This window comes from Streptomyces aureocirculatus (assembly GCF_000720475.1).
Classification (GTDB): Bacteria; Actinomycetota; Actinomycetes; order Streptomycetales; family Streptomycetaceae; genus Streptomyces; species Streptomyces aureocirculatus.
Genome location: NZ_JOAP01000003.1, coordinates 1 through 26,283 on the forward strand (window position 1 = coordinate 1; position 26,283 = coordinate 26,283).

The window sequence follows — 26,283 nt, forward strand, 5'->3', positions numbered from 1 at the left end:
GGTGGGGGGTGACCGGGGGTGCGGGTGGGGCGGCGGGCATGCGCACAGCATAGATACAAGACGTATACGTGGGGAGCGCGGTCCACGATCCGGACATGGGGGCGCGGGAGCGAGCCGGGCACGGGGGCGGACCGGGCAGGGGGCGGGCCGGGCAGGGGGCGCCGGATTGGGCGCGGTCCGCGCTCCCCTCCGCATCACTTGGCCGCATCTTTACCCGTTTAGCGTGCATCCCTTCCGGCCTCTCACGCGTCATCCCTGTGGCGGCTCTCCCATGTCGGCTGTATTTCAGGGGAATTTGGGACAAAGAGCCGTCAACTACCCCATCAGCAGGGACCAACGGAGTGTTCACCTTGAGAATCCGAACCCCGGGCGTGCGCGTGCGCCGTATAAGCGCAGCCGCCGCCGTCACCGCCGGAGCCGTCCTGACCACGGGCGTCGCGGTGTCGCCCGCCCAGGCCGCCGCGCCGCCCAAGCCGTCGATCGCCGCCAAGGGCGGCTTCCTCATGAACAACGGTTCGGGCAAGACGCTGTTCACGAAGGCCGCGGACACCCGCCGCGCCACCGGCTCGACGACGAAGATAATGACCGCCCGGGTGGTCCTCGGCCAGCGCAACCTGAACCTGGACTCGAAGGTCACGATCCAGAAGGCCTACAGCGACTACATCGTCAAGCACAACGCCTCGCACGCCCGCCTCATCGTGGGCGACAAGGTGACGGTCCGCCAGTTGCTCTACGGGCTGATGCTGCCGTCCGGCTGCGACGCCGCGTACGCCCTCGCGGACAAGTTCGGCAAGGGCTCGTCCCGTTCCGCGCGCGTGAAGTCCTTCATCGGCCAGATGAACAAGACGGCCAAGGACCTGAAGCTGAAGAACACGCACTTCGACTCGTTCGACGGCATCAGCAACGGCGCCAACTACTCGACGCCGCGCGACCTGACGAAGCTCGCGAGCAACGCCATGAAGAACTCGCTGTTCCGTACGGTCGTGAAGACCAAGACGTACACGGCGAAGACGAAGACGAAGACCGGCGGCACCCGCACCATGGCGCCGTGGAAGAACACCAACGCGCTGCTCGGTTCCTACCGCGGCGCGATCGGTGTGAAGACGGGCTCCGGCGCGCAGGCCAAGTACTGCCTGGTCTTCGCGGCGACCCGCAACGGCAGGACCGTCATCGGCGCGGTGCTCACGTCCACGTCCAACTCCGCCCGCGTCAAGGACGCGAAGAAGATCATGGACTACGGCTTCAAGGTCGCGTAGCGGCTCGTACCACCCGCATGACGACGGGGCCCACCGCGGGTGCGGTGGGCCCCGTCCTCGTGTCTACCGGCGGCCCGCGTGTCCGCGGACCGCCCTCGTGTCCGCGGGCGTTACGGCAGACCGACGCGACAGGACGACGCTACGACCAGGTCATCAGCCGCTTGGGCTGCTCCAGGATCGCCGCGACGTCGCCGAGCACCTTGGAGCCCAGCTCGCCGTCCACCAGGCGGTGGTCGAAGGAGAGGCCGAGGGTGGTCACCTGACGCGGCTTCACCTTGCCCTTGTGGACCCACGGCTGGAGCTTGATCGCGCCGACCGCGAGGATCGCGGACTCACCGGGGTTCAGAATCGGCGTGCCCGTGTCGATGCCGAAGACACCGATGTTCGTGATCGTCACCGTGCCGCCCTGCATCGCGGCGGGCGACGTCTTGCCCTCGCGGGCCGTGGACACCAGGTCGCCGAGCGCGGCGGCCAGCTCGGGCAGCGTCTTGTCGTGCGCGTCCTTGATGTTCGGCACGAGCAGACCGCGCGGGGTCGCCGCGGCGATGCCCAGGTTCACATAGTGCTTCTGGACGATCTCCTGGTTCGCCTCGTCCCAGGCGGCGTTCACCTCCGGGTTGCGGCGGATCGCCACCAGGAGCGCCTTGGAGATCAGCAGGAGCGGGTTCACCCGCAGGCCCTCGAAAGCCCGGTCCTGCTTCAGCTCATCGACCAGCTTCATCGTGCGGGTCACGTCCACCGTCACGAACTCCGTGACGTGCGGCGCGGTGAACGCCGAGCCGACCATGGCCTGCGCGGTGGCCTTGCGGACGCCCTTGACCGGGATACGGGTCTCGCGGGCCCCGGCGGCGGGCGCGGAGGCCGCAGGGGCCGCCGGTGCCGTCTGCGCCGCCGCTGCGGGCTGCTCCTGGGGCGCTGCCCACTGCGGCGCCGCCTCGGGCGCGGCCACGGCCGCGTGCACGTCCTCGCGGGTGATGATCCCGTCGGGCCCGGTCGGCGTGACGGCGGCCAGATCGACGCCGAGGTCCTTGGCGAGCTTGCGCACCGGTGGCTTGGCGAGCGGCCGCGCACCGTGCCCGTTGACCCCGGCTTCGGCGGAAGCTTCCTGCACGGACGCGCCGCCACCGGCCGAAGCTCCCCTACGGGGCCTGCGCTTCGTGGAGGACTCCGCGACGCCGTACCCCACGAGGACCGGCTGGCGGCCGGTGGGAGCCGCGGCGTCCGCGGACACGGCCTCGGCGGCAGGCGCGGCCTCCGCGGGCACTACCTCTGCAGGCGCGGCCTCCGCGGGCGCGGCCTCGGGAACCGCGTCCCCGGCCGCACCGACGGTAATGATCACCTGGCCCACATCGACCGTGGACCCCTCCGGGAACCGCAGCTCCCGGACCGTGCCGTCGAACGGGATGGGCAGCTCGACGGCGGCCTTGGCCGTCTCCACCTCGCACACGACCTGCCCGTCTGTGACGGTGTCGCCGGGGGCGACGAACCACTTGAGGATCTCCGCCTCGGTGAGCCCTTCGCCCACGTCGGGCATCTTGAACTCGCGGACGGCCGAGGTGGTGTCAGTCATTGTCGTCACGATCCTCTTCCCTCAGTACGCCAGCGAGCGGTCGACGGCGTCGAGCACCCGGTCGAGGCCCGGCAGATAGTCTTCTTCGACCCGCGCGGGCGGATACGGGGAGTGGAAGCCACCGACCCGCAGCACGGGCGCCTCCAGGTGGTAGAAGCTCCGCTCCGTGATGCGCGCCGCGATCTCCGCGCCGGAGCCGAAGAACACCGGTGCCTCGTGCACGACGACCAGGCGGCCCGTCTTCTCCACCGACGCCTGCACCGTGTCGAAGTCGATCGGCGAGACCGAGCGCAGGTCGACGACCTCCAGGGACTTGCCCTCCTCCGCGGCGGCCGCGGCGGCCTCCAGGCAGGTCTTCACCATCGGGCCGTACGCCACCAGGGTCGCGTCCGTGCCCTCGCGGACCGTCTTGGCCTTGTGCAGCGGGCCGGGGATGGCGTCGGTGGTGACCTCGCCCTTGTCCCAGTACCGCCGCTTGGGCTCGAAGAAGATCACCGGGTCGTCGCTCTGGATGGCCTGCTGGAGCATCCAGTACGCGTCCGAGGAGTTCGAGGGCGTGACCACCTTCAGGCCCGCGACATGCGCGAACAGCGCCTCCGGGGACTCGCTGTGGTGCTCCACGGCGCCGATGCCGCCGCCGTAGGGGATGCGGATGACGACGGGCACCTTGATCTTGCCGAGCGCCCGGGCGTGCATCTTCGCCAACTGCGTGACGATCTGGTCGTACGCGGGGAAGACGAAGCCGTCGAACTGGATCTCCACGACCGGTCGGTAGCCGCGCAGGGCCAGGCCGATGGCCGTGCCGACGATGCCCGACTCGGCGAGCGGGGTGTCGATGACGCGGTCCTCGCCGAAGTCCTTCTGCAGACCGTCGGTCACCCGGAACACGCCGCCGAGCTTGCCGACGTCCTCGCCCATGACGAGGACCTTCGGGTCGGCTTCGAGGGCCGTGCGCAGGGATTCGTTGATCGCCTTCGCGAGCGGAAGTTTCTTTACCGTCATGACTACTTGACCTCCCCGCCCGTTACGGCGTCCACCGGCGCGTCCGCGAACGACGCCTCATAGGCGGCGAACTCGGCGCGCTCCTCGTCCACGAGCGCGTGACCGTCCGCGTAGACGTTCTCGAAGATCGACATCGGCTCCGGGTCCGGCATCGACCGCACCACGTCCCGCACTCGCTTGCCCAACGTCTCGCTCTCGGCCTCGAGTTCCGCGAAAAATCCCTCATCCGCGTGACCTTCGGACTCCAGGAACGCCCGCAGCCGCGCGATCGGGTCCTTGGCCTCCCAGGCCTCGCGCTCCTCGTCGCGGCGGTAACGCGTCGGGTCGTCGGAGGTGGTGTGGGCGCCCATGCGGTACGTGAACGCCTCGATGAGCGCCGGGCCCTCGCCCGCGCGCGCCCGCTCCAGGGCCCACTTGGTCACCGCGAGACAGGCGAGCACGTCGTTGCCGTCGACGCGGACGCCGGGGAAGCCGTAGCCCTGCGCGCGCTGGTACAGCGGCACCCGGCTCTGCTTCTCCGTCGGCTCGGAGATCGCCCACTGGTTGTTCTGGCAGAAGAACACCACCGGGGCGTTGTAGACCGCGGAGAACGTGAACGCCTCGGCGACATCGCCCTGGCTGGTCGCGCCGTCGCCGAGATAGGCGATCACGGCGCTGTCCGCGCCGTCGTAGGCCACGCCCATCGCGTAGCCCGTGGCGTGCAGCGTCTGCGAACCGATGACGATCGTGTAGAGCTGGAAGCCGTTGGTGTTGGGGTCCCAGCCGCCGTTGTTCACACCACGGAACATGCCGAGGAGGAGCGTCGGGTCGACGCCCTTGCACCAGGCGACGCCGTGTTCACGGTAGGTGGGGAAGACGTGGTCGCCCTCCCGGGTGGCACGGCCGGAGCCGACCTGGGCGGCCTCCTGGCCGAGCAGCGACGGCCACAGGCCCAGCTCGCCCTGCCGCTGCAGGGTGACGGCCTCGGCGTCGAAGCGGCGGGTGATGACCATGTCCCGGTAGAGGGAGCGGAGGTCGTCCGGGGTGATGTCGGCTACGTAGCTGTCGTACGCGGCGTTCTCGACCCGTACCCCTTCAGGGGTCAGCAGTTGTACGAGCTCGGGCTCGCCGCTGCTTGCCGCCCCGCCCTTGCCCCGGGCGGCGCTCTTCCCCCGCGGGGTCCCCCGGCCCGGAGCGGAGTCCTTCTTGGCGCTCACAGTCTTGGCGCCGGCGCGCTTGCTGCCGCTGCCTGCGCTGCGCGGTGTGCGCGCGGCGGTGCTCTCCACGGTCACGTGTGCTCCTCCGTCGGTCCGGCCCCCGGGGTCCACCGGCAGGCCAGTACGGCTCGCCCGATTCCGGCCCGTCGCACGGGGTGGGTGCGGCTCGGCCGGGACAAGGCGTGACAGTTGCTCCGGCGAGACCCTTCTCCAAGCACGTTACCCAGTGTCTCCCAAAACTGTGAAACCCCACCTGACCTGCAATTTTGCTTGGATATCCAAGTAAGCTGCACTAGGAAATCCAAGTAAATCGAGAAACGCGGGAACACAGCCTGGTCACAGCACTGAACACAGCCTGGCAGGGGGCCGGAACACCGGCACGTTATCCCGACCGGCTAGGGCACGGGAAGAGTCGATGTGTGACACTGACAGAGTGCGCGAAGAAGGAAAAATCACGGTATTCCTGCTCGACGATCACGAAGTCGTGCGGCGCGGAGTCCACGAGTTGCTCTCCGTCGAGTCGGACATCGAGGTGGTCGGCGAGGCCGGCACGGCAGCCGACGCCCTCGTCCGCATTCCCGCCACCCGCCCCGATGTCGCCGTTCTGGACGTCCGTCTTCCGGATGGCAGCGGGGTCGAGGTCTGTCGCGAGATCCGTTCCCAGAACGACTCCATCAAATGCCTGATGCTGACGTCGTTCGCGGATGACGAAGCTCTCTTCGACGCCATCATGGCCGGCGCCTCGGGCTATGTACTGAAAGCCATTCGCGGCAATGAACTCCTCTCCGCGGTGCGCGACGTGGCCGCCGGGAAATCCCTGCTCGACCCGGACGCGACGGCCCGCGTCCTGGAGCGCCTGCGGGACGGCAACCACGCGAAGGGCGACGCCCGGCTCGCGAGCCTCACCGAGCAGGAACGCAGGATCCTCGATCTGATCGGCGAGGGCCTGACCAACCGCGTCATCGGTGAGCGGCTGCACCTCGCCGAGAAGACGATCAAGAACTATGTCTCCAGTCTGCTCTCCAAGCTCGGCATGGAGCGCAGGTCCCAGGCGGCGGCGTACGTGGCACGGATGCAGGCCGAGCGGCGCTGAGCAGCCCCTCGTGGGCTTACACGGGACTTATGGCCCCCCGCTGTGGGGCGGGCGGCCCTTCTTCCGGCGCGGGCCCGTGCCGGAGGGTGGGGGGATGCCGACCGAAGAACAGCTCGCCCTTGAACTGCTCCGGCGCACCGACTACGGCCGGGTTGCCACCAGCATGCGGGCCCTGCCCTTCCTCGCGGTGGCCCGGCACGTGGTGGTCGACGGGCGGATCCTGCTGCGCATGCACTGCGGCCTCGGCCACCACCAGGCGTGCGTGGGCAGTGTCGTCGCGTACGGGGCGGACAATCTGAGCACCGGGACGGCACCGGGCGGCCAGTGGACCGTCCAGTTCCTCGGCCTGTGCGAACCGGCCGAGCCCACCCGCGCCGAACTGGACCTCTTCGGCCCGGGCCCCGACTACGTCGACGGCGAGGACTTCTCCCCGGTCTATCTCCGCCTCACCCCGCAGACGGCGAGGGTGCACACGTTGACGAGCCTGACCGCCGCTGTGAGCACACGTTGACCGGCCCTCACCGCCGCCGTCGCCAGGCGTTGACCGGCCTCACCGCCGCCGTCACCAGGCGTTGACCGGTCCCACCGCCGCTGTGAGCGGCTGACCCGCCCCGCTCCCCGCACCGTGGCGGTCCCCCGTAGGTTCACCCTTGCGGGTTCACCTCTGTAGGTTTACTCCGGGTCCCGGGTGGGTTCACTCCGGGTCCCCCTCGCCGCCCTGGGCGGCTCCCTCGCTGTCGCCCCCGCTGTCGCCACCCGGCGTGGTCACGGGATCGCTCGGCTCGGTCGGGGTGTCCGACGGGTCCGGCGGCGGGTCCGAGGGGTCCGGCGGCGGATCCGACGGGTCCCCGGTCGGGTCCGAGGGATCGGTCGTCGGCTGCGTCGGCTGCGAAGGCCGCTGTGTGTCCTGGGTCGGCGGCCCGGTCCAGTCCCCGGTCTGCCCGCCGGTCCCGTCCCCTCCGGGCTGTGTGGTCCCGTCGGGCGTCTCTTCTTTCTTGGTGCTCTTGGTGGGTGACTTCTCCTGCGACTGCTTCGTCGACGGCGTAGTCGGAGTCTTGTCCTTCTTGCCGCCGTTGTCGTCACCCGCGGACAGCGCGAACGCGACACCCGCGGCGATCGCGATCACGGCGAGGACCGCGAGGATCCACACCTTGCCGCGGCCGCCCCTGCCGCCACCGTCCCGGTGACCGCCGTCGAAGCCGCCGTCGTCGCCGCCCGGCGTCCGCAGCATCGGTCCGGGGATCTGCTGGGTGCCCGAGTCCCCGGGGTGCGGCATCGCGGTCGTGCCCGCGACGCCCATCGCGGGGGTGTGCCCGCCCTCGTGCATACCGGCGAGTGCGACGGGCCCGGTGTTCCACGTACCGGTGTGGCTGCCCTGCTCGGCCAGCATCTGGAGGCCGTACTGGACCAGGCCGCGCATCTCCTCGGCCGTCTGGAACCGGTCGTCCGGGTCCTTGGCGAGGGAGCGCATGACGAGCCCGTCGAGCTCGGGCGGCGCCGCCTCGGAGACCTCCGACGGCGGCACGGGAATGTCCTGGACATGCTGGTAGACCACGGACAGCGGCGTCTCGCCGGTGAACGGGGGCCGCAGCGCGAGGAGTTCGTACAGCAGACAGCCGGTCGCGTACAGGTCACTGCGGTGGTCGACGGCCTTGCCGAGCGCCTGCTCGGGCGAGAGGTACTGCGGGGTGCCCATGACCATGCCGGTCTGCGTCATCGTCGACTGCGCGCCGTGCAGGGCGCGCGCGATGCCGAAGTCCATCACCTTCACGGCACCGGTATGGGTGATGCTGACGTTCGCGGGCTTGATGTCGCGGTGCACGATCCCGTGCTGGTGCGAGTAGGCGAGCGCCTCGAGCACACCGGAGACGATGATCAGGGCCTGCTCGGGCCCCGGGGCCTCCGCGTTGATCAGCAGGTCCCGGATGGTGCGGCCCTCGACGAGCTCCATCACGATGTACGGCACGGAGTTGCCGTTGATGACGTCCTCGCCGGAGTCGTAGACCCCGACGACCGCGTGGTGGTTCAGACCGGCCACCGACTGGGCCTCGCGCGTGAAGCGGGCCTTGGACACCGGGTCCTCGGCGAGGTCGGAGCGCAGCAGCTTGACGGCGACCGTGCGGCCGAGCCGTACGTCCTCGGCCGCGAACACCTCGGCCATGCCACCGCGTCCGAGGCGCCCCGTCAGCCGGTACCGGCCGTCGCCGACAAGACCGCCATTACCCCACATCTCAGGCACATCCGACATACCGCCGCCAGCCGCCTCGGGGTCGGACGGGCCCTGAGCGGGGTGCGTCTGTGCCATCAGTCCTCGCCGTCGTTTCTGATCGTGGGCCGCCGTGGCCGCCGTGTACATGATGTACATCGTGTACGTGGTGTAAAGCTCGCACCGGTTACGTGATAGAGCGGTACGGGGTACTCCGGCGTGCCACGCTACAGCCTTCCGGGGGCCGACCGGTCCGGCGTGAGTCGCTCGGCAAACCCTCCGGGCGTCCGACGAGGCGAACTTGTAACGCTTCCGAGACGCTTCTTGCGCGTACGGTCACGGAACGGGCACCGAGCTTGACGTGTCAGGGCCCTCGGGCAGACTTGGCCTGGAATAGCGGATCGATCAGCGTCATCAGGACGTCTTCGGTCGGCCCTTAGCCACAGTCACAACCGCGGCGCCGTCTCGCGTCCGCGCCGATGGGGGACGCACGACATGAGCCAGGACGGCGCTCAGGGCCGGTACGCGGGCAGTTCACTGGCCGGCGGCCGCTATCAGTTGCGCGATCTGCTCGGCGAGGGCGGCATGGCGTCGGTGCACCTCGCGTACGACACCGTGCTCGACCGGCAGGTCGCGATCAAGACACTGCACACCGAGCTCGGTCGTGAGCAGTCCTTCCGGGAGCGTTTCCGGCGCGAGGCCCAGGCCGTGGCCAAGCTCACGCACACCAACATCGTGTCGGTCTTCGACACCGGCGAAGATGATCTTGATGGGGCCACCATGCCCTACATCGTCATGGAGTACGTCGAGGGCAAGCCGCTCGGCTCGGTCCTGGACGCGGCCGTCCGCCAGCAGGGCGCGATGCCGACCGACCAGGCGCTGAAGATCACCGCCGATGTGCTCGCGGCCCTGGAGATCAGCCACGAGATGGGCCTGGTCCACCGCGACATCAAGCCCGGCAACGTGATGATGACCAAGCGCAACGTCGTCAAGGTCATGGACTTCGGTATCGCCCGCGCCATGCAGTCCGGCGTCACGTCGATGACGCAGACCGGCATGGTCGTCGGCACCCCCCAGTACCTCTCGCCCGAGCAGGCACTCGGCCGCGGCGTGGACGCCCGCTCCGACCTGTACTCGGTCGGCATCATGCTGTTCCAGTTGACGACGGGGCGCCTCCCCTTCGAGGCCGACTCGCCGCTCGCCATCGCGTACGCGCACGTCCAGGAGGAGCCGGTCGCGCCCTCCTCGATCAACCGTTCCCTGCCGCCGGCCGTCGACGCGCTCGTCGCCCGCGCGCTGAAGAAGAACCCGAACGAGCGCTTCCCGACCGCCGAGGCCATGCGCGACGAGTGCCTGCGCGTCGCCCAGTCCTTCCAGGCGTCGCTCTCCCAGGCCCCCAGCATCGTGCCGGGCGCCCAGACGGCGAGCGGCGCGGGCGTGGGCGCGGCCGTGTTCCCGCCGGTCGACACCGCCGCACCGGCCTCGGGCGGCGTCCAGACGCCGTACCAGCCGGGCGCCTACGGACCGCCGACCCCTGCCCCCACGCCGACACCGGGCTACGGCTACCCCCAGCAGGGCTACCAGACCCCGGCGCCCGCGGGCGCCTACGCCCCGCAGGCGGCCCAGACCCCGCCCCCGTACAACCTCACGCCGCAGCCCACCACGGCCGCCGCGTCCGGCGGTCCTGGCGGCGGTCCTGGCGGTGGCCGCAAGCGGAACATGCCGGTGATCGTCGGCTCCATCGTCGTCGCGCTCCTCGCCATCGGCGGTCTGATCGCGGCCGTCTCGCTGAGCGGCGGGGACGACAAGGGCGGCGAGAGCGGCAAAGAAACCAAGAAGCCGGTGGCGGGCCACCGGGGCCCGGACCGGACGAACACCGTCGACAAGACGATGTGCACGGAGCCGGAGACGGCCACCAACGACCCGAAGAAGATCAAGATGCCGGACTTCACCTACAAGGACTGGCGCTCGGTCCTTTCCTGCCTGCAGGCGTCCGGCTGGCGCTACGACAAGATCGCGGTCGACGAGAACACGTACGGCGAGGACACGGTCATGCGGACCCTGCCGAAGGCGGGCGAGGACCTCGACCCCAAGAGCGTGAGCATCCAGTTCGACATCTCCACGGGCAATCCGGCCTGACGTCGGCACGCCCATCGGAAGCCGGACAGCGAGGCAGCCGCAGAACCGCGAAGGGCCCGGTACGCACCACGCGTACCGGGCCCTTCGCGTTCCGTCCTTCTCAGAGGTAGGGCCCACCGCTGCGGCCCGCGATGCCACCACCGATGTCCTCGGCTCCGTCGTGACCGCCCACGCCCGGCGGGAGCGCACGGCGCATCTGCTCGAGCTGGGCCCGCGCGGCCATCTGCTGGGCGAAGAGGGTCGTCTGGATCCCGTGGAAGAGGCCTTCGAGCCAGCCCACCAACTGGGCCTGCGCGATGCGCAGTTCCGCGTCGCTCGGGGTGCCCTCCTCGGTGAAGGGCAGCGAGAGCCGCTCCAGTTCCTCGACGAGCTCCGGGGCCAGACCGTCCTCCAGTTCCTTCACGGAGCTGGCGTGGATCTCCTTGAGGCGCACCCGGCTCGCCTCGTCCAGAGGCGCCGCCCGCACTTCTTCGAGCAGTTGCTTGATCATGCTGCCGATGCGCATGACCTTCGCCGGCTGCTCGACCATGTCCGTCACCGGGAGCTCACGGGACTCGTCGTCTCCGCCCCCGAGAGCCATCCCGTCCTGACCCACGACCAGGACCTGGGGATCTTCCGGCGACCGTTCGTTCCTCGGCATCTCCATGCGGCCATTCTCTCGCACCCGCTGCTCACACCTCCGTGGTGCCCCCGTACGACGTTGATCCACCGTGTACGAGGGCGTACGCCCTGTCCAACTCCGCTCCTCAGCCACGGCGCAGACGCAGCCCGAGGAAGCCGAGGCCAAGGCCGATCAGGACCATGCCCGCGCCGAGGGGCAGCACCCGCAGACCGGGGAACGCCGGGCCCTCGGCGGCCCGCTCCCGGGGCTCGTCGGCCGTGCCCGGTACGGACGGCACCGCAACGGACGGGGGCGGCCTGGTCCCTTCGGGGCGGCGCACCTCGCGGGGCGGGGGCGGCAGGGGGCGCCACACGGCCGGGTCGGGCACGGACTCCGGCTCGCCACGCCCAGGTCGCTGCTGCCCCTCACCCGCCCCGCTACCGGCCAGGGAGCCGGTGCCGTAGTAGGGGGCCGGGGCCGAGGGCGAGGGGGTGGGGGGCGCCACCGGGGCAGCGGCGGGCTGGGCGTACGCCGCCGTACCGAACCCGACGGGCCTGTCGAACCCCGCGGGCGTATCGGACCCCGCCGTCGTACCGAACGCCACGGGCGTACCGAGCCCCGCGGGGAGCAGCAGCGCGAGCAGCACCGGGGGTACCGCCGGGCGGAGCGCGACCCGCAGCCGTGATGTCACCGCGCTGGTCCCTCCCGGTGCCGGGTTGCCGCCTGGTCCGCAGAACGCCCGACCCCCACGCACGCGAGGGCCAAGGGGCGTACGGCCAGCGTCACATGAGCCACGGCATCCGGCATCTCGAAGGGCCCCTGCCGGGTGCCCGCCCGGAGGCTGCGGGGGCCCGTGACGGGCCCCCGCGCCAGGGTCAGGACGGGTTGGCGTCCCTGGTCAGGAGGACCTTGCCGATGTGACCGCTCTCCTCGAGTACGCGGTGGGCGGCGCCCGCGTCGCGCATCGGCAGGGTGCGGTCGACCACCGGGCGGACCTGGCCCGCGCCGATGAGCGGCCAGACGTGTTCCCGTACCGCCGCGACGATCGACGACTTCTCGGCGACAGGGCGGGCACGCAGCGAGGTCGCGGTGATGGCGGCGCGCTTCTTGAGCAGCGCCGCGATGTTCAGCTCGCCCTTCGCACCGCCCTGCATACCGATGATGGCGAGGCGCCCGTTGACGGCGAGGGCGCGCACGTTCCGGTCCAGGTACTTGGCGCCCATGATGTCCAGGATGACGTCCGCACCCGCCCCGTCGGTGGCCCGCTTGACCTCCTCGACGAAGTCCTGCTCCCGGTAGTCGATGAGCACGTCGGCGCCCAGCTCCTGGCAGAAGCCCAGCTTCTCCTTGCCCCCGGCCGTCACCGCCACGTTGGCGCCGACCGCCTTCGCGAGCTGGATCGCCATGGTGCCGATGCCGCTCGCTCCGCCGTGCGCCAGGAGCGTCTCACCGGGGCGCAGGTGGGCGATCATGAACACGTTCGACCACACCGTGGACGTGACCTCGGGCAGCGCCGCCGCCGTGACGAGGTCGATGCCGTCTGGCACCGGCAGGACCTGCCCGGCGGGCACGACGACCTGCTCCGCGTACCCGCCGCCCGCGAGCAGCGCGCACACCTCGTCGCCGACCGACAAGCCCCCCACCCCCGGGCCGAGCGCGGCGATGCGGCCCGAACACTCCAGGCCGGGGTACGGCGACGAGCCGGGCGGCGGATCGTAGAGCCCCTGCCGCTGGAGCAGGTCGGCACGGTTCACGGCACTGGCGACGACATCGATGAGGACCTCGCCCTCACCGGGTACGGGATCGGGGACCTCGGCCCACTGAAGCGCTTCGGGTCCGCCGGGTTCGGGGATCGTGATCGCATACATGCGGGCGAGGCTACTCCGGGGCGGCCCGTTCCGACCTGCTGAGGAGCGACGAGGGGTGCCCCGGGCGGGGCGGGGTGGCGGCCGCTCGGTCGGCGGCGGGACGGTCGGCGGCGGCAGGCCGGTCGGTCAGGGGCGGGGTGACCGCCTCGGGTCCATGCCGCCCGTCGCCGGTGTCGGTGCCGGATGCGGGGAGGCCCGCACGATGGTGATCAGACGGTCAGTCAGCTTGAGCTTGCCGATGGCCGGGTCGTCGTACCCGAGCACCCGATGGCCCCGTACGACACTGACGATGAGGTCGGCCGTCTCCCGCACTCCCTTCCCCACCTCGGCCTTTATCACCGGCCGCTCGACGAGGTCGAGCCCGCTGCCCTGCTGGATCAGGTCCTCCATCACCAGGCCCGCGCTCGGGCTGAGCACCGAGAGACCGAGCAGCCGCCCCGCCGCACTGGCGCTGGTGATGACGGCGTCGGCGCCGGACTGACGCAGCAGCGGCGCGTTCTCCTCCTCGCGCACCGCCGCCACGATCTTCGCCCCCCGGTTGAGCTGGCGCGCGGTCAGTGCGACAAGGACGGCCGTGTCGTCGCGCTGGGTCGCGATGATGACCTGCCGGGCCCGCTGCAACTCGGCACGGAGCAGGACGTCGCTGCGGGTCGCGTCGCCGACGACCCCGGCGAACCCCTCGGCCGTGGCCGCGTCCACCACCTTCGAACTGGGGTCGACGATCACGATCTGCTCGGGCTTGAGACCGGTCGCCTGCAAGGTCTGCACCGCCGACCGGCCTTTGGTGCCGAAACCGACGACGACGGTGTGGTCACGCAAGTTGGACCTCCAGCGGGAAAGCCGCCATTCCTCGCGGGTGCGTTCGGTCAGCACTTCGAGGGTGGTGCCGACCAGGATGATCAGAAAGAGCACACGCAGCGGCGTGATCAGCAGGATGTTGACGAGCCGCGCACTGTCGCTGTGCGGCACGATGTCGCCGTAACCGGTGGTGGAGAGGGTCACGGTGGCGTAGTACGAGGCGTCGAGCAGGTCGACCGTATCGTTCGCGTTGTCGTGGTAGCCGTCCCGGTCGATCCACACGATGAAGATCGTCAGTACGAGCACGGACAGCGCCATCAGCAGGCGCTTACCCACCTGGAGCAGTGGCCGCTCCACCACCCGCCTGGGCAGTTTCACCCGGTGTGTCACCAAGTGTTCGTCGGCTTGGCGCGCGATGGCGTCATGGCCGGGAAGTTTCACGTGAAACACACCTCGCCGTCGGCGCCGGAGGCGCCCAACTCACCTTGTATTCCGCCCGGTTCCGTCCAGGGCAGCTCGAGAAGCTCCAGCTCCTGCTGTCGGCCCGCGCCCCGCGGGGGGATCACCGCGAGCCCGTCGGCGACCGCGATGCTCCGCAGCATCGCGGGACCGTTGTAGTGCAGCGGCACCGCGTACTCCCCGCGCAGGGCGACCGGGACGAGCCGTGTGTCGTGCGGATGGCCGGGGACGTCGTCCCGTACGGGGGCGGTGTACGGCTCCGCGGCCGGGCGGCCCCCGAGCCCGCGCAGCAGGGGCTCGGCCAGTGTCAGCAGGCCGGAGACGGCGGCGAGCGGGTTGCCGGGCAGGCCCACGAGGTGCCGCATCCGGCTGTCGCCGGCCGTGGCGGGCAGCCGGGCGAGCAACATGGGGTGGCCCGGCCGCACGGCGACGCCGTCGACGAGCAGCTCGGCGTTCAGGCGGCGCAGCGTGGGGTGGACGTGGTCGACGGGCCCGGACGCGGTGCCCCCGGTCGTCACGACGACGTCGGCCGTCGCCGTGGCGAGGGCTTCATGGAGTGCCTCGGCGTCGTCGCCGAGGCGACGGACCGCGGTCACCTCCGCGCCGAGCGCCCGCAGCCACGGCGGCAGCATCGGCCCGAGTGCGTCCCGGATGTGGCCTTCCTGGGGCAGGCCGGAGGTCAGCAACTCGTCCCCGAGGACCAGGACTTCGACACGCGGTCGGGCGGTGACGTACAGCGCGTCGTACCCGGCGGCAGCCGCGAGGCCGAGCACGGCCGGGGTCACCAGGGCTCCGGGCGGCAGGAGTCGGTCGCCCGCCCGGCACTCCTGGCCGCGCGGCCGGATGTCCTGCCCGGGGGCGACCTCGCGCCGTGCGTGCAGGTAACCCTTGTCGTCGGCGTGGCCGTGCTCACTGCGGATCACGGCCGTGGTGTCCCGCGGGATGCGGGCCCCGGTCGCGATCGGCACCGCCTCGCCGTCGCCGAGCGGGTCGGGGGTGTCCTGTCCGGCGAGGATTCCGGGCGGGCGGTTGTCGGTGCCGTTGTCGGTGCCGTCGTCGGTGCGGATGGCGGTACCGGACAGCAATGTCCATGGTCCCGGGCCCGCCACGGCCCATCCGTCCATCGCCGAGGTGTCGAAGGAGGGGAGGTCGGTGAGCGCGGTCAGGGGGGCGGCAAGGGTGCGGCCGAGGGTGTGGGAGAGCAGGGTCGCCTTCACCTCCGGCGAGACCGCGGCCCTCGCGGCGGCGACACCGGCACGACGCGCGATGGCACGGGCTTCGGTCCACCGGGTGGAGTGGGCGGCGCGCTTGGGGGGCTCGGGGCTGTGCGGAGGCGGGGAGGCGGGGTTGGACTCGGCGTGGGGGTCGGGGGCGGCGGAGGTCTGCGCGGGAGCCGTTGCCCCGGCGGCGTCGGCACCACTGCCGCCACCACCGTCCCTGGCGGCGCCGTCACCCGTACCCGAACCCGAACCCGCGCCGGTACCGGTACCGGTACTGGCAGCGGCTCCGGCCCCGGCTCCGACACCGTTGCCTGCACCCGCGCCGACGGCAGCCGCGCGTGCAGGGCGCACGGCGCCCATCCCGGCCCGCTCCCGGTCCTCGTTCACCAGGGCCAACGCCTCATCGAGCTCGGCGTCGGCCGCGTTGCCGGTCATGGGGTGCTCGGCTGGGTGTCGGAGGGGGCGGAGGGCTCGGACGGCCCGGCAGTCCCGCCTGGTCCGGCAGCCCCGGAGGGCCCGGACGGCCCGGCAGTCCCGGCTGGTCCGGCAGCCCCGGAGGGCCCGGACGGCCCGGCAGTCCCGGAGGACTCAGCGGACTCGGCAGACCCAGCAGCCCCGGTGGGCCCCGTAGCCCCAGCAGCCCCGGAGGAACCGGTAGCCCCGGAGGACTCAGCGGGCTTGGCGGTCCCGGAGGGCGAGGAGAGCTTGGAAGGCTCGGCGGAACCGGCCACCCCAGGGGACTTGGCAACCCGGGAGGGCCCGGCAGTTCCGGAGAGCTCGGCAGATCCAGCGGCCGCAGTGGGCCCCGTAACCCCGGCAGCCCCGGAGGACCCAGTGGCTTCGGAGGGCTCGGAGGAACCGGCAGGCCCGGCAGCTCCGGAGGGCGAGGAGGGCCCGGCAGCCCCAGTGGGCCCCGTGGGCCCGGCAGGCTCGGTGGACCCAGCGGGCCCGGCAGGCTCGGCGGACCCAGCGGGCCCGGCAGGCTCGGCGGACCCAGCGGACTCGGTGGACCCAGCAGCCCCGGAGGGCGAGGAGGTCCCGGCAGCCCTGGCGGGCTCGGTGGACCCAGCGGGCCCGGCAGGCTCGGCGGACCCAGCGGACTCGGTGGACCCAGCAGCCCCGGAGGGTGAGGCAGGCCCGGCAGCTCCGGAGAGCGAGGTGGGCCCGGAGGGCGAGGTGGACCCAGCAGCCCCGGAGGGCGAGGCGGGCCCGGCGGCGCCGGATGCCAAGGGCGTGGTGGCGTTGGGCTTCGGCGTTGCGGGCGTCCCGTCCGCCGCCTCCTCGGCCCACCGCGCCGCCAGCACGGCTGCCTTGTGCGCGGCATCCGCCACGGCCCGCGGACCGCCGCCGCCCGCCCCGGCCTGCGCGGCCGCGTACCCGACCAGAAAGGTGGTCAGGGGCGCGGCCGGCCTGGCCACGCCGTGTGCTGCGTCGCGGGCGAGGTCCAGCAGGATGCCGGTGTCGACGTCGAGCTCGATGCCCAGTTCGTCCTTGACTGCGGTAATCCATTCATCCAACACGTGCCCATGCTCCCTGATCCGCGCGCGGGCCGCCGCGATGTCGTCCCAGGTGTCGCAGTCGAACGCGGCGAGGGGTTCGGTGATGCGCACCATCTCGAGCCGGGCGACGAGCCGCCGCAACGGCATCCCGGCGAGCCCGTGCCGCGCTTCTCCCTGCCCGGGCGTGCCGGGCCCCGCCGCCGCGTCGGCGGCATCGTTCGCGGCAAGCCCCCGAAGGGCCTCGCGGAGTGCCGCGGCCCGGTAGACCGCCACGAGAGGCTGATCCCGTCCTTCGGGGTCGGTCAGCATCGCGCCGTCGGCAGACCCCGCGCCGACCGCGCGCTGCGCGCCGCCGTAGCCGCCGCCGTGGCCGTGTCCCTCGTCCTGGCCGTCCGCCACGGACACCGCGGCGATCAGACGGTGGACGGTCCGCTCCCGCAGGAACGGCAGGTCGGCCGAGAGCACCACGACCAGCTCGGCGTTCGTGCGGCGGAGCCCGGCGTCGAGCGCGGCCAGGGGCCCGCCGCCCGCAGGGATCTCGCGCGCCCACACCACCGGCCGCGGCGTGGGCCGGGGTGCAGCCACGACGACAGTGGTCCCGGCACCCACGCACGCGGCGAGCACCCGGTCGAGCAGGGCGCGCCCGCCCACCCGCAGGCCCGGCTTGTCCGCGCCGCCGAGCCGCGCCGCCCGCCCTCCGGCCAGCACGACGGCGTCGAAGGGGGCGGCGTCCGGAACCGTGCGTGAGTTCACCCCACGAGTATGGACACAGCCGCGATCAATGCCACCCCCACGGGGGTGTCCGCGTCACACCGACCGCAACAGCACCGCCGGCTGCTCCACACAGTCCGCGACGAAGCGCAGAAAACCGCCCGCCGTACCGCCGTCACACACCCGGTGGTCGAAGGTCAGTGACAGTTGCACGACCTGACGCACCGCCAGCTCGCTCTGATGCACCCACGGCTTGGGCACGATACGGCCGACACCGAGCATGGCCGCCTCGGGGTGGTTGATGATCGGCGTGGACCCGTCGACCCCGAACACGCCGTAGTTGTTCAACGTGAACGTGGACCCCGTGAGTTCCCCCGGCGTCAGCGTTCCCGTGCGGGCGGCCTCCGCGAGGCGCGCCAGCTCGGCGCTCAGCGACTCCGTGTCGCGGACGTGCGCGCCCTTCACGACCGGCACGACGAGCCCCCGCTCCGTCTGTGCGGCGAAGCCGAGGTGCACTGCGTCGAGCTGGACGACCTCCCGCGCGTCCATGTCGACCCTGGAGTTGAGCTCCGGGTGGCGGGCCAGGGCCGCGGTGCAGACGCGGGCGAGGAGCGCGAGCAGGGAGACCTTCGGCCCGCCTGCCGCGTTCATCGCCGCGCGGGCGTGCAGCAGTTCCGTCGCGTCGGCGTCGACCCAGCACGTCGCGTCCGGTATCTCGCGGCGGCTGCGCGCCAGCTTGTCGGCGACGGCTCCGCGTACACCGCGCAACGGGATCCGCGTGGCCCCCGTGCCCGTCGTACCGTCCGCTCCCGCGCCGGACGCCACACCGGCCCCCGCACCGGCCGGTGCCGTACTCGTCCCGCCGGCCCCGAAGGTGACCCCGATGCCCGGCACCGGGCGCTCCGTTGCGGTGGACGCGGGGGGCGACGCGGACGCCGGGTCCGCTATCGACGCGACGACGGTCGCAGCGGCCCGCACGGCGTCCTCCACGTCGGCCCGCAGGATCAGCCCGTCAGGACCGGAGCCGACGAGCTGCCGCAGGTCCACGCCGTGCTCCCGCGCCAGTTTGCGGACGAGCGGGGAGATCACGGGGACGGGACCGCCGTCCCGCGCGGGAGCGGCGTCACCCCGTACGGGACCGGCATCACCCCGTACGGGAGAGGCGTCACCCCGTACGGGAGAGGCCTCGGAACCCTCGCTTCCCTCGAGGGCGGGCCCGTAAGCAGCCCTCTCCCCCGAGGCCACGGCCCCCGCCCCCGAGCCCGCGTCGGACGGCGAACCCGCGCCGACAGCGCCCCGGCCATCGGCTCCGGAACCGTCCCCCGCGGTCGCCCCGGAAACCTCCGGCGGCCGCACCCTGCGCCGCCGCGCGGGCGGTGCCGTCGTGCCGTACCCGACGAGGACGTTCCCCGAGGCGTCGTCCCCCACCGCCGCGGCCGCACCGCCCTCGGAACGGGAAGCAGGGCCGCCGGAGGCCAGGTCCGCGGCGGGGGCACCGACGGCGACCGTCAGGAGCGGCGCACCCACGGGCAGTTCGGTGCCCTCCGCGCCGAAGCGGGCCGTCACCACGCCCCCGTACGGACACGGCACCTCGACCATGGCCTTGGCCGTCTCGACCTCGACGACGGGCTGGTCGACCTCCACGACGTCGCCGACCTCCACGAGCCAGCGCGTGATCGAGGCCTCCGTGAGCCCCTCGCCGAGGTCGGGCAGCTTGAACTCCAGGACCTGCGCCATCAGCTACCCGCCTCCCACTGCAGCCGTGCCACCGCGTCCAGGATCCGGTCGACGCCCGGGAGGTGGTGCCGCTCCAGCATCGGCGGCGGATAGGGGATGTCGAACCCGGCGACCCGCAGCACCGGCGCCTCCAGGTGGTGGAAGCAGCGCTCCGTGACCCGCGCGGCGATCTCCCCGCCGGGGCCGCCGAAGCCGCCCGACTCGTGCACGACCACGGCGCGGCCCGTGCGCCGCACGGACGCGGCCACCGTCTCGTCGTCGAAGGGCACCAGGGAGCGCAGGTCGACCACTTCGAGGTCCCAGCCCTCGGCCTGCGCCGCCTCGGCCGCCTCCAGGCAGACGGGCACGGAAGGGCCGTACGTGAGGAGCGTGGCGCTGCGGCCCGCGCGCCGCACCACGGCCCTGCCGATGGGCTCGACGGTGGCGGGCACGTCCGGGTTCCAGTCGGCCCTGGACCAGTAGAGCCGCTTCGGCTCCAGGAAGACGACGGGGTCGTCGGAGGCGATGGCCGCCCGCAGCAGACCGTACGCGTCGGCGACGGTGGCGGGCATGACGACGTGCAGCCCCGGCGTCGCCATGTAGTACGCCTCGGAGGAGTCGCTGTGGTGCTCGACGCCGCCGATCCCGCCGCCGTAGGGCACGCGGACGGTGAGGGGCAGCGCGAGGCCGCCCCTGGTGCGGTTGCGCATCCGCGCCACGTGCGAGATCAGTTGCTCGAAGGCGGGGTAGGCGAAAGCGTCGAACTGCATCTCCACGACGGGCCGCAGCCCGTACATCGCCATGCCGACGGCCGTCCCCAGGATGCCGGCCTCCGCGAGCGGGGTGTCCGTGCAGCGCGTGTCGCCGAACTCGGCGGCGAGGCCGTCGGTGACGCGGAAGACACCGCCGAGGGTGCCGACGTCCTCACCGAGGACGTGCACGGTGGGGTCGTCGGCCATCGCGTCGCGCAGCGCGCGCCCGAGTGCCTGCCCCATGGTGGCCGGTTTCACGGCGACAGTGGTCATCGTCCCGCTCCGTACGCCTCGTCCTCGGCCGCCAGCTCGGCCCGCAACCGGGCCGCCTGTTCCCGCAGTTGGGTGGTCTGCTCCGCGTACACGTGCGTGAACAGGTCCATGGGGTCCAGGGCCGGTTCCTCGTTCATGCGATCCCTGAGGTCCGCGGCCATCGTCTCCGCGGAGGCGCGCACCGCGTTCCTGCGGTCCTCGTCGAGCAGGCCGCGCTCGGTGAGTTCACGCTCCAGGAGCACGATCGGGTCGTGGTCGCGCCAGGCGTCGACCTCCGCGTCCCTGCGGTAGCGCGTCGCGTCGTCGGCGTTCGTGTGGGCTTCCACGCGGTACGTGACGGCCTCGACGAGCGTCGGGCCGCCGCCCGCGCGGGCGGTGCGCACCGCGTCGGAGAGGACCTCGAGCACCGCGACCGCGTCGTTGCCGTCGACCAGGCGGCCCGGCATCCCGTACCCGACGGCCTTGTGGGCCAGGGAGGGGGCGGCCGTCTGCTTGGCGAGCGGCACGGAGATCGCGAAGCCGTTGTTCTGTACGAGGAAGACGACGGGGGCCTGCCAGACCGCGGCGAAGTTCAGGGCTTCGTGGAAGTCGCCCTCGCTGGTGCCGCCGTCGCCGACCAGGGCGAGCGCGACCACGTCGTCGCCCTTGAGGCGGGCGGCGTGCGCGAGGCCCACGGCATGCGGAAGCTGGGTGGCCAGGGGAGTACACAGGGGCGCTGTGCGGTGCTCGCGCGGGTCGTAACCGGTGTGCCAGTCGCCGCGCAGCAGGGTGAGGGCCGCCACCGGGTCGAGGCCGCGGACGACCGCGGCGAGCGTGTCCCGGTAGCTGGGGAACAGCCAGTCCTGCTCGCGCAGGGCGAACGCCGCGGCGATCTGGCTGGCCTCCTGGCCGGTGCTCGACGGGTAGACGGCGAGCCTGCCCTGCTTGGTGAGGGCCGTCGCCTGCGTGTTGTACCGGCGGCCGCGCACGAGCTCGCTGTGGAGGCGCAGCAGCAGTTCCTTGTCCACCGCGCCTGCGGCCCGGGTGCCCAGAACGCGATACGGCTCCGCGTCCGGCAGGAGCGGCGCGGGGTCGGTCCTCGGCTGCCATGCGGGGGGCGGGGCGGGCTGGTGGGCGCCCCGCTGCTCCATGACCGTCATGACGGCACCTCCTGGGGGAACTCGGAAAAACAGTCTCCTCATGGGAGCGGAATGAGGCGCGCCGACGTGATGCGCCTCACCTACCGATTGTTCGGTCGTCGGCACATTTTGGCTACAGGCACCTCCAGGCTGTGGACAAACGGTTCTCCACAGCCTGGGATGGGTGCAGTACGTCCATGGTAGGGAGGCGGGGGGACATGGCACCTGAACGAATGGCCGACGGCGGCGCCGGGGAGCGTCCGGAGCCCCAGCTCCGCCCGCTGGACTCCATCGACCGCGACATCCTGCAGATCCTGCACACGGACGGTCGCGCCTCGATACGTGCCGTGTCCGAGCGCGTGCACGTCTCCCGGGCCAATGCCTACGCGCGCATCAACCGCCTCATCGACGACGGCGTGATCCGCGGTTTCGGCGCCCGCATCAACCACGAACGTGCCGGCCAGGGCGCCTCCGCCTACATCACCCTGAAGATCGTCCAGAACGGCTGGCGCACGGTCCGCGAACAACTGCGGACTCTGCCGGGGGCCTCTCACATCGCGCTGGTCAGCGGGGACTTCGACGTACTGCTGCTGGTGCACACGCCGGACAACCGCGCGCTGCGGGAGCTGGTGCTCACCCGGATCCAGTCCATCCCGGAGGTCCTCAGCACCCGCACGCTGCTGGTCTTCGAGGAGGACGACCTGGAGGCGGAGGGCTGAGATCGCGGGCGGTGGCACCCGCCTGGGTCAGCCTTCGGTGCGCAGCCCCGCGAACGCTAGCTGCACCACGGCGTCGGCGACCTCGGCACCGCTGGCGGCGTTGCGTGCCTCCGGTTTGTACCACTCCACGATGGAGTTGATCATTCCGAAGAGCAGCCGGGTGGCGAGCCGCAGCTCGACGTCGGAGCGCAGGTCGCCGTCCGCGACGGCTTCCTTGAGCAGTTCGGCGACCTCGTGGTCGAACTCCCTGCGCCGCTCAAGGGCCCACCGCTCGGTGTCGGTGTTGCCGCGCACCCGCAGCAGCAGCGTCACATAGGGCAGTTCGGCGATCAGGACCTCGACGGTGCGCCGGGTCACGTGCTCCAGGCGCCGCACCGCGCCGCCCTCGCGCGCGTGCTCCTCGGTGAGGATCCCGAAGAGCCCGTCGAGCGCCCGGCTCACCGCGCGGCGCAGCAGCTCCTCCTTGCCCGACACATGGTGGTAGATCGACGACTTGGAGATACCGGCGGCCTTGGAGAGGTGCTCCATGGACGTGCCGTCGTAGCCACGCTCGTTGAAGACCCGTACGGCGACGTCGAGGAGGGTCTCGGGGGTGTAGGTGTCCCGCCGGGCGCTCATGCGTGGTCCTCCTTCGCGGCGGCGCGGCGCAGCCCCTGGGATGCGGCGTAGCGCCCCGTGGGGTACTCGTCGTGCAGGTGGTCGAGGACCCCCGTGACCCAGTACAGGCCGAGGTCGGTGCCCCAGGAGAGCGGTCCGCGCGGGTAGTTGACGCCCAGGCGCATGGCGGTGTCGACGTCGTCGGGTTCCGCCACGCCGCGCGCCACGGCGTCGTGCGCGAAGTCGACGAGCATGGCGACCGTACGGGCCACGATCATCCCGGGGATGGCGCGTACGACGCTGACCTTCTTGTCGAGCGCCTGGAAGAGGCCCACCGCCTCGCCGAGCGCGCGCTCGTCCACGCGTGCCGCGGGGGCGAGGGCGATGCGGGTGGCCGTTCCGTAGTCGAGGGCCAGGTCGAACTGGATGGTGGGCTGTGCGGCGGCGTCGGGGGACGAGCCGTCGGCGAGGGCCAGGCGGGTGCCCCCGGAGAGCTCGATCCAGCCCGGGAAGTCCGGGTGTGCGGACTGCCCGCGCTCCACCCGGACGCCGGCGCCCTCGATGAGCGGGAGCAGGGCCGCGGCCTGGAACAGCTCGCCGTGCAGGGCGACGGACCCCGGTGCGTCCGCGGGGCCCGCGGTGTGCGGCCGGGGCTGCTCGGCACCGTCCCCGTACGCGAACCAGCCCTGCCCCGTCTTGCGGCCGAGGCGCCGGGACTCGACGAGGCGCCGCTGGGCGAGGGACGGCGTGAACTTGGGGTCCTGGAAGAACGACTCCCACACCGAGCGGGTGACGGCTTCGTTCACGTCCTGGCCGATGAGGTCGGTGAGTTCGAAGGGGCCCATCTTGAAGCCGCCGGACTCGCGCAGGACCGCGTCGACGGTAGCGGCGTCGGCGGCGCGCTCCTCGTGCACGCGCAGGGCCTCGGCGTAGAAGGGCCGGGCCACGCGGTTGACGAGGAAGCCGGGGGTGTCGGCGCAGTGGACAGGCGTCTTTCCCCAGGCTCGCGCGGTGTCGTACGCGCGCGTGGCCGTCGCCTCGTCCGTGGCGTGACCGCTGACCACCTCGACCAGGGGCAGCAGCGGCGCGGGGTTGAAGAAGTGCAGTCCGACGAAGCGGCCCGGGCGCCCGAGTGCGCCCGCGACGGCCGTCACGGACAGGGACGACGTGTTGGTGGCCAGCACGCAGTCGTCCGCCACGATCTCCTCGAGGTCCTGGAACAGGCGCTGCTTGACGTCCAGTTGTTCGACGACGGCTTCGACGACCAGGTCGCACCCGGCGAGGGCGTCGAGACCGTCGACGGCTTCGAGGCGTCCGGCCGCGGCGTCCCGGGCGGGCGCGTCGAGGCGGCCCTTCTCCACGAGGCGGTCCAGGCGGGCGGTGATCGCGGCGGCCGCCGTGCGCGCGTGGCCCGGCGCGGCGTCGTACAGCCGCACGGGGTGGCCCGCCACCAGGGCGACCTGGGCGATGCCCTGGCCCATGGTGCCGGTGCCGACCACGGCAACGGGGCTGTCGAGATCGAGTGCTGTCATGCTCGCGATCCTCCCGCACTGGGGTCTCGGCCAGGGGCCCGGGGGTGGCCGGGGAAGGTTTTCCACAGGTTCGGCAGACCCTCTTGTCCCGACCGATCGTTCGGTTACTCTAGCTCTGTCCAGGTGTTCCCGCCCACTGCCCCTGCCCAGCTCGCCAGCTCGAAGGAGAGCTGACTCGACGAGGAGTTGGTCCCTCATGGCCGCCGAACTCACCGCGCACCAGTTGATCGAAAAGCACCGGCCCACCCTCGACCAGGCGCTGGAGACGATCAGCACCCGCGCGTACTGGTCGCCGCACCCCGAGCACCCCAAGGCCTATGGGGAGAACGGCAGCCTGAGCCTCCCCGAGGGCAAAGCCGCCTTCGAAGCCCTGCTGAACGAGCGCTTCGACCTCGACCAGCCGGGCACGGACGACTGGACGGGCGCGGAAGTGTCCCCCTATGGACCCGAGTTGGGCATCACCTATCCGCACCCGGACGTGGACGCCCTGCTGCCCGCCATGCGCGCGGGCACGGCCGCCTGGCGCGACGCGGGACCCGACGTGCGCGCCATGGTCTGCCTGGAGATCCTGGCCCGCATCAGCGCCCGTACGCACGAGTTCGCGCACGCCGTCATGCACACCAGCGGCCAGGCCTTCATGATGGCGTTCCAGGCGGGCGGCCCGCACGCCCAGGACCGCGGCCTCGAAGCGGTGGCGTATGCGTACGCGGAGCAGTCCCGCACCCCCGGCACCGCCGAGTGGACCAAGCCCCAGGGCAAGCGTGACCCGCTCGCCCTGACCAAGCGCTTCACCCCTGTCGGCCGCGGCATCGCCCTCCTGATCGGCTGCAACACCTTCCCGACGTGGAACGGCTACCCCGGCCTCTTCGCCTCCCTCGCCACCGGCAACCCCGTCCTGGTCAAGCCGCATCCGCGCGCGGTGCTGCCGCTCGCCCTGACCGTGCGTGTCGCCCGTGAGGTCCTCGGTGAGGCGGGCTTCGACCCGAACCTGGTCGCGCTGGCCGTCGAGCGCCCCGGGGAGGGCATCGCCAAGACCCTGGCCGTCCGCCCCGAAATCAAGATCATCGATTACACGGGTTCGACGGCCTTCGGCGACTGGCTGGAGACCAACGCCCGGCAGGCCCAGGTCTACACGGAGAAGGCCGGTGTCAACACGGTCGTCGTCGAGTCGACCGACAACTACAAGGGCATGCTCTCCAACCTGGCCTTCTCCCTGTCGCTGTACAGCGGCCAAATGTGCACGACCCCGCAGAACCTCCTGATCCCCCGCGAGGGCATCCGGACGGACGCGGGCGCCAAGACGTACGACGAGGTGGTCACGGACCTGGCGGGCGCCGTGAACGGCCTGCTCGGCGACGACGCCCGGGCGAACGGCATCCTCGGCGCGCTGGTCAACCCGGACGTGCGCACCAGCCTGGAGGCCGCTGCCGGGCTCGGTGAAGTCGCCCTCGCCTCGCGGGAGGTCGCCAACCCGGAGTTCCCGGACGCGGTGGTGCGCACGCCGGTGATCGTGAAGCTGGACGGTGCCAAGCCGGACGCCGAGGCGGCGTATCTGAGCGAGTGCTTCGGCCCCGTCTCCTTCGCCGTCGCCGTCGACTCCGCGGCGGACGCCGTGGAGCTGCTGCGGCGCACGGTCCGCGAGAAGGGCGCGATGACGGTCGGGGCGTACACCACCTCGCCGGAGGTGTCCGAGGCCGTGGAGGAAACCTGCCTGGAGGAGAGCGCCCAACTGTCGCTGAACCTGACGGGCGGTGTCTATGTGAACCAGACGGCGGCGTTCTCCGACTTCCACGGCTCGGGCGGCAACCCGGCCGCGAATTCCGCGCTGTGCGACGCCGCGTTCGTGGCCAACCGCTTCCGGGTGGTGGAGATCCGCAAGGAGGCGTGAGCCGGGGCGACAGCCATGGGTCCGCGCCCCTCGGGGCGCGGGCTCGGCCCCAGGCCGCCGGGGAGGGGGG

General features: G+C 72.0%; 20 protein-coding genes and 1 pseudogene. 6 read left to right on the forward strand and 15 right to left on the reverse strand.

Annotated elements, in window-relative coordinates:
- Positions 1-350: 350 nt before the first annotated feature.
- Positions 351-1,256: a D-alanyl-D-alanine carboxypeptidase family protein gene (locus tag IG78_RS0103155; protein ID WP_051852348.1), complete on the forward strand. Its 906-nt coding sequence runs from the start codon at positions 351-353 to the stop codon at positions 1,254-1,256.
- Between the two features lie 139 nt (positions 1,257-1,395).
- Here the strand turns inward: IG78_RS0103155 and IG78_RS0103160 are convergent, their stop codons facing one another.
- Genes IG78_RS0103160 through pdhA (IG78_RS0103170) form a run of 3 tightly spaced genes read right to left on the reverse strand, consistent with a single transcriptional unit; the run spans position 1,396 to position 5,099 of the window.
- A complete protein-coding gene (locus tag IG78_RS0103160; protein WP_030559552.1) occupies positions 1,396-2,835 on the reverse strand; it encodes a dihydrolipoamide acetyltransferase family protein in 1,440 nt (479 codons plus the stop codon).
- Positions 2,836-2,847: 12 nt separating this feature from the next.
- Positions 2,848-3,828: an alpha-ketoacid dehydrogenase subunit beta gene (locus IG78_RS0103165; protein ID WP_030559554.1), complete on the reverse strand. Its 981-nt coding sequence runs from the start codon at positions 3,826-3,828 to the stop codon at positions 2,848-2,850.
- 2 nt (positions 3,829-3,830) lie between these two features.
- Positions 3,831-5,099 carry a pyruvate dehydrogenase (acetyl-transferring) E1 component subunit alpha gene (gene pdhA / locus IG78_RS0103170; protein WP_030559555.1) on the reverse strand — a complete coding sequence of 423 codons (1,269 nt, stop codon included), beginning with the start codon at positions 5,097-5,099 and terminating at the stop codon, positions 3,831-3,833.
- A 358-nt stretch (positions 5,100-5,457) separates the two neighbouring features.
- On the opposite strand from pdhA (IG78_RS0103170), the gene IG78_RS0103175 reads away from it, so the two are divergent.
- Positions 5,458-6,117: a response regulator gene (locus IG78_RS0103175; protein WP_030559558.1), complete on the forward strand. Its 660-nt coding sequence runs from the start codon at positions 5,458-5,460 to the stop codon at positions 6,115-6,117.
- A gap of 94 nt (positions 6,118-6,211) precedes the next feature.
- A complete protein-coding gene (locus tag IG78_RS0103180) occupies positions 6,212-6,628 on the forward strand; it encodes a pyridoxamine 5'-phosphate oxidase family protein (RefSeq protein WP_030559559.1) in 417 nt (138 codons plus the stop codon).
- A 183-nt stretch (positions 6,629-6,811) separates the two neighbouring features.
- Here IG78_RS0103180 and IG78_RS0103185 read toward each other — a convergent pair whose 3' ends face one another.
- Positions 6,812-8,422 (reverse strand): protein kinase domain-containing protein, encoded by a 1,611-nt coding sequence (locus IG78_RS0103185; protein WP_078964800.1) that lies wholly within the window; start codon positions 8,420-8,422, stop codon positions 6,812-6,814.
- A gap of 396 nt (positions 8,423-8,818) precedes the next feature.
- Here IG78_RS0103185 and IG78_RS0103190 point away from each other — a divergent pair, with 396 nt between their 5' ends.
- Complete coding sequence (locus tag IG78_RS0103190) at positions 8,819-10,462, forward strand: protein kinase domain-containing protein (RefSeq protein ID WP_030559561.1); 1,644 nt, start codon at positions 8,819-8,821, stop codon at positions 10,460-10,462.
- A gap of 100 nt (positions 10,463-10,562) precedes the next feature.
- Here the strand turns inward: IG78_RS0103190 and IG78_RS0103195 are convergent, their stop codons facing one another.
- The 9 genes and pseudogenes from IG78_RS0103195 to pdhA (IG78_RS0103235) all read right to left on the reverse strand — a co-directional run bounded on the left by IG78_RS0103195 (position 10,563) and on the right by pdhA (IG78_RS0103235) (position 21,498).
- Positions 10,563-11,108: a bacterial proteasome activator family protein gene (locus tag IG78_RS0103195; RefSeq protein ID WP_030559563.1), complete on the reverse strand. Its 546-nt coding sequence runs from the start codon at positions 11,106-11,108 to the stop codon at positions 10,563-10,565.
- Between the two features lie 100 nt (positions 11,109-11,208).
- On the reverse strand, positions 11,209-11,754 hold the full coding sequence (locus IG78_RS0103200; protein ID WP_051852335.1) for a hypothetical protein: 546 nt from the start codon (positions 11,752-11,754) through the stop codon (positions 11,209-11,211).
- A gap of 184 nt (positions 11,755-11,938) precedes the next feature.
- Positions 11,939-12,931, reverse strand: coding sequence for an NAD(P)H-quinone oxidoreductase (locus IG78_RS0103205; RefSeq protein ID WP_030559565.1), 993 nt, complete (start codon positions 12,929-12,931; stop codon positions 11,939-11,941).
- A 126-nt stretch (positions 12,932-13,057) separates the two neighbouring features.
- On the reverse strand, positions 13,058-14,170 hold the full coding sequence (locus IG78_RS0103210) for a potassium channel family protein (RefSeq protein ID WP_030559566.1): 1,113 nt from the start codon (positions 14,168-14,170) through the stop codon (positions 13,058-13,060).
- Complete coding sequence (locus IG78_RS43835) at positions 14,167-15,843, reverse strand: molybdopterin molybdotransferase MoeA (RefSeq protein WP_225881961.1); 1,677 nt, start codon at positions 15,841-15,843, stop codon at positions 14,167-14,169. Before IG78_RS43835 ends, IG78_RS0103210 begins: the two co-directional genes overlap by 4 nt.
- A 782-nt stretch (positions 15,844-16,625) precedes the next feature.
- A pseudogene (locus IG78_RS50995) lies at positions 16,626-17,660 on the reverse strand (DUF6457 domain-containing protein); the annotation flags it as partial.
- Positions 17,661-17,714: 54 nt separating this feature from the next.
- Entirely contained in the window at positions 17,715-19,355 is a 1,641-nt protein-coding gene (locus IG78_RS0103225; RefSeq protein WP_030559570.1) for a dihydrolipoamide acetyltransferase family protein, read from the reverse strand.
- On the reverse strand, positions 19,355-20,359 hold the full coding sequence (locus IG78_RS0103230; RefSeq protein WP_030559572.1) for an alpha-ketoacid dehydrogenase subunit beta: 1,005 nt from the start codon (positions 20,357-20,359) through the stop codon (positions 19,355-19,357). Before IG78_RS0103230 ends, IG78_RS0103225 begins: the two co-directional genes overlap by 1 nt.
- Positions 20,356-21,498, reverse strand: a complete 1,143-nt coding sequence (pdhA, locus tag IG78_RS0103235) for a pyruvate dehydrogenase (acetyl-transferring) E1 component subunit alpha (protein WP_030559573.1) — start codon at positions 21,496-21,498, stop codon at positions 20,356-20,358. Before pdhA (IG78_RS0103235) ends, IG78_RS0103230 begins: the two co-directional genes overlap by 4 nt.
- A 197-nt stretch (positions 21,499-21,695) precedes the next feature.
- Here pdhA (IG78_RS0103235) and IG78_RS0103240 point away from each other — a divergent pair, with 197 nt between their 5' ends.
- On the forward strand, positions 21,696-22,196 hold the full coding sequence (locus tag IG78_RS0103240; RefSeq protein WP_078964776.1) for an Lrp/AsnC family transcriptional regulator: 501 nt from the start codon (positions 21,696-21,698) through the stop codon (positions 22,194-22,196).
- 27 nt (positions 22,197-22,223) lie between these two features.
- Here IG78_RS0103240 and IG78_RS0103245 read toward each other — a convergent pair whose 3' ends face one another.
- Both IG78_RS0103245 and IG78_RS0103250 read right to left on the reverse strand, forming a co-directional pair.
- On the reverse strand, positions 22,224-22,814 hold the full coding sequence (locus tag IG78_RS0103245) for a TetR/AcrR family transcriptional regulator (protein ID WP_030559576.1): 591 nt from the start codon (positions 22,812-22,814) through the stop codon (positions 22,224-22,226).
- Complete coding sequence (locus IG78_RS0103250) at positions 22,811-24,325, reverse strand: 3-hydroxyacyl-CoA dehydrogenase (protein WP_030559577.1); 1,515 nt, start codon at positions 24,323-24,325, stop codon at positions 22,811-22,813. The genes IG78_RS0103245 and IG78_RS0103250 overlap by 4 nt, the downstream gene beginning before the upstream one ends.
- 196 nt (positions 24,326-24,521) lie before the next feature.
- Here IG78_RS0103250 and paaN point away from each other — a divergent pair, with 196 nt between their 5' ends.
- Complete coding sequence (paaN, locus tag IG78_RS0103255; RefSeq protein WP_030559579.1) at positions 24,522-26,213, forward strand: phenylacetic acid degradation protein PaaN; 1,692 nt, start codon at positions 24,522-24,524, stop codon at positions 26,211-26,213.
- Positions 26,214-26,283: the final 70 nt, after the last annotated feature.

Coding starts and splice junctions, on each gene's coding strand:
- IG78_RS0103190 (WP_030559561.1), top strand. CDS start 8,819: ATGAGCCAGGACGGCGCTCAGGGCCGGTACGCGGGCAGTTCACTGGCC.
- pdhA (WP_030559573.1), bottom strand. CDS start 21,498: ATGACGGTCATGGAGCAGCGGGGCGCCCACCAGCCCGCCCCGCCCCCC.
- IG78_RS0103250 (WP_030559577.1), bottom strand. CDS start 24,325: ATGACAGCACTCGATCTCGACAGCCCCGTTGCCGTGGTCGGCACCGGC.
- IG78_RS0103245 (WP_030559576.1), bottom strand. CDS start 22,814: ATGAGCGCCCGGCGGGACACCTACACCCCCGAGACCCTCCTCGACGTC.
- IG78_RS0103165 (WP_030559554.1), bottom strand. CDS start 3,828: ATGACGGTAAAGAAACTTCCGCTCGCGAAGGCGATCAACGAATCCCTG.
- IG78_RS0103205 (WP_030559565.1), bottom strand. CDS start 12,931: ATGTATGCGATCACGATCCCCGAACCCGGCGGACCCGAAGCGCTTCAG.
- IG78_RS0103185 (WP_078964800.1), bottom strand. CDS start 8,422: ATGGCACAGACGCACCCCGCTCAGGGCCCGTCCGACCCCGAGGCGGCT.
- IG78_RS43835 (WP_225881961.1), bottom strand. CDS start 15,843: ATGACCGGCAACGCGGCCGACGCCGAGCTCGATGAGGCGTTGGCCCTG.
- IG78_RS0103180 (WP_030559559.1), top strand. CDS start 6,212: ATGCCGACCGAAGAACAGCTCGCCCTTGAACTGCTCCGGCGCACCGAC.
- IG78_RS0103240 (WP_078964776.1), top strand. CDS start 21,696: ATGGCACCTGAACGAATGGCCGACGGCGGCGCCGGGGAGCGTCCGGAG.
- paaN (WP_030559579.1), top strand. CDS start 24,522: ATGGCCGCCGAACTCACCGCGCACCAGTTGATCGAAAAGCACCGGCCC.
- IG78_RS0103195 (WP_030559563.1), bottom strand. CDS start 11,108: ATGGAGATGCCGAGGAACGAACGGTCGCCGGAAGATCCCCAGGTCCTG.
- IG78_RS0103230 (WP_030559572.1), bottom strand. CDS start 20,359: ATGACCACTGTCGCCGTGAAACCGGCCACCATGGGGCAGGCACTCGGG.
- IG78_RS0103225 (WP_030559570.1), bottom strand. CDS start 19,355: ATGGCGCAGGTCCTGGAGTTCAAGCTGCCCGACCTCGGCGAGGGGCTC.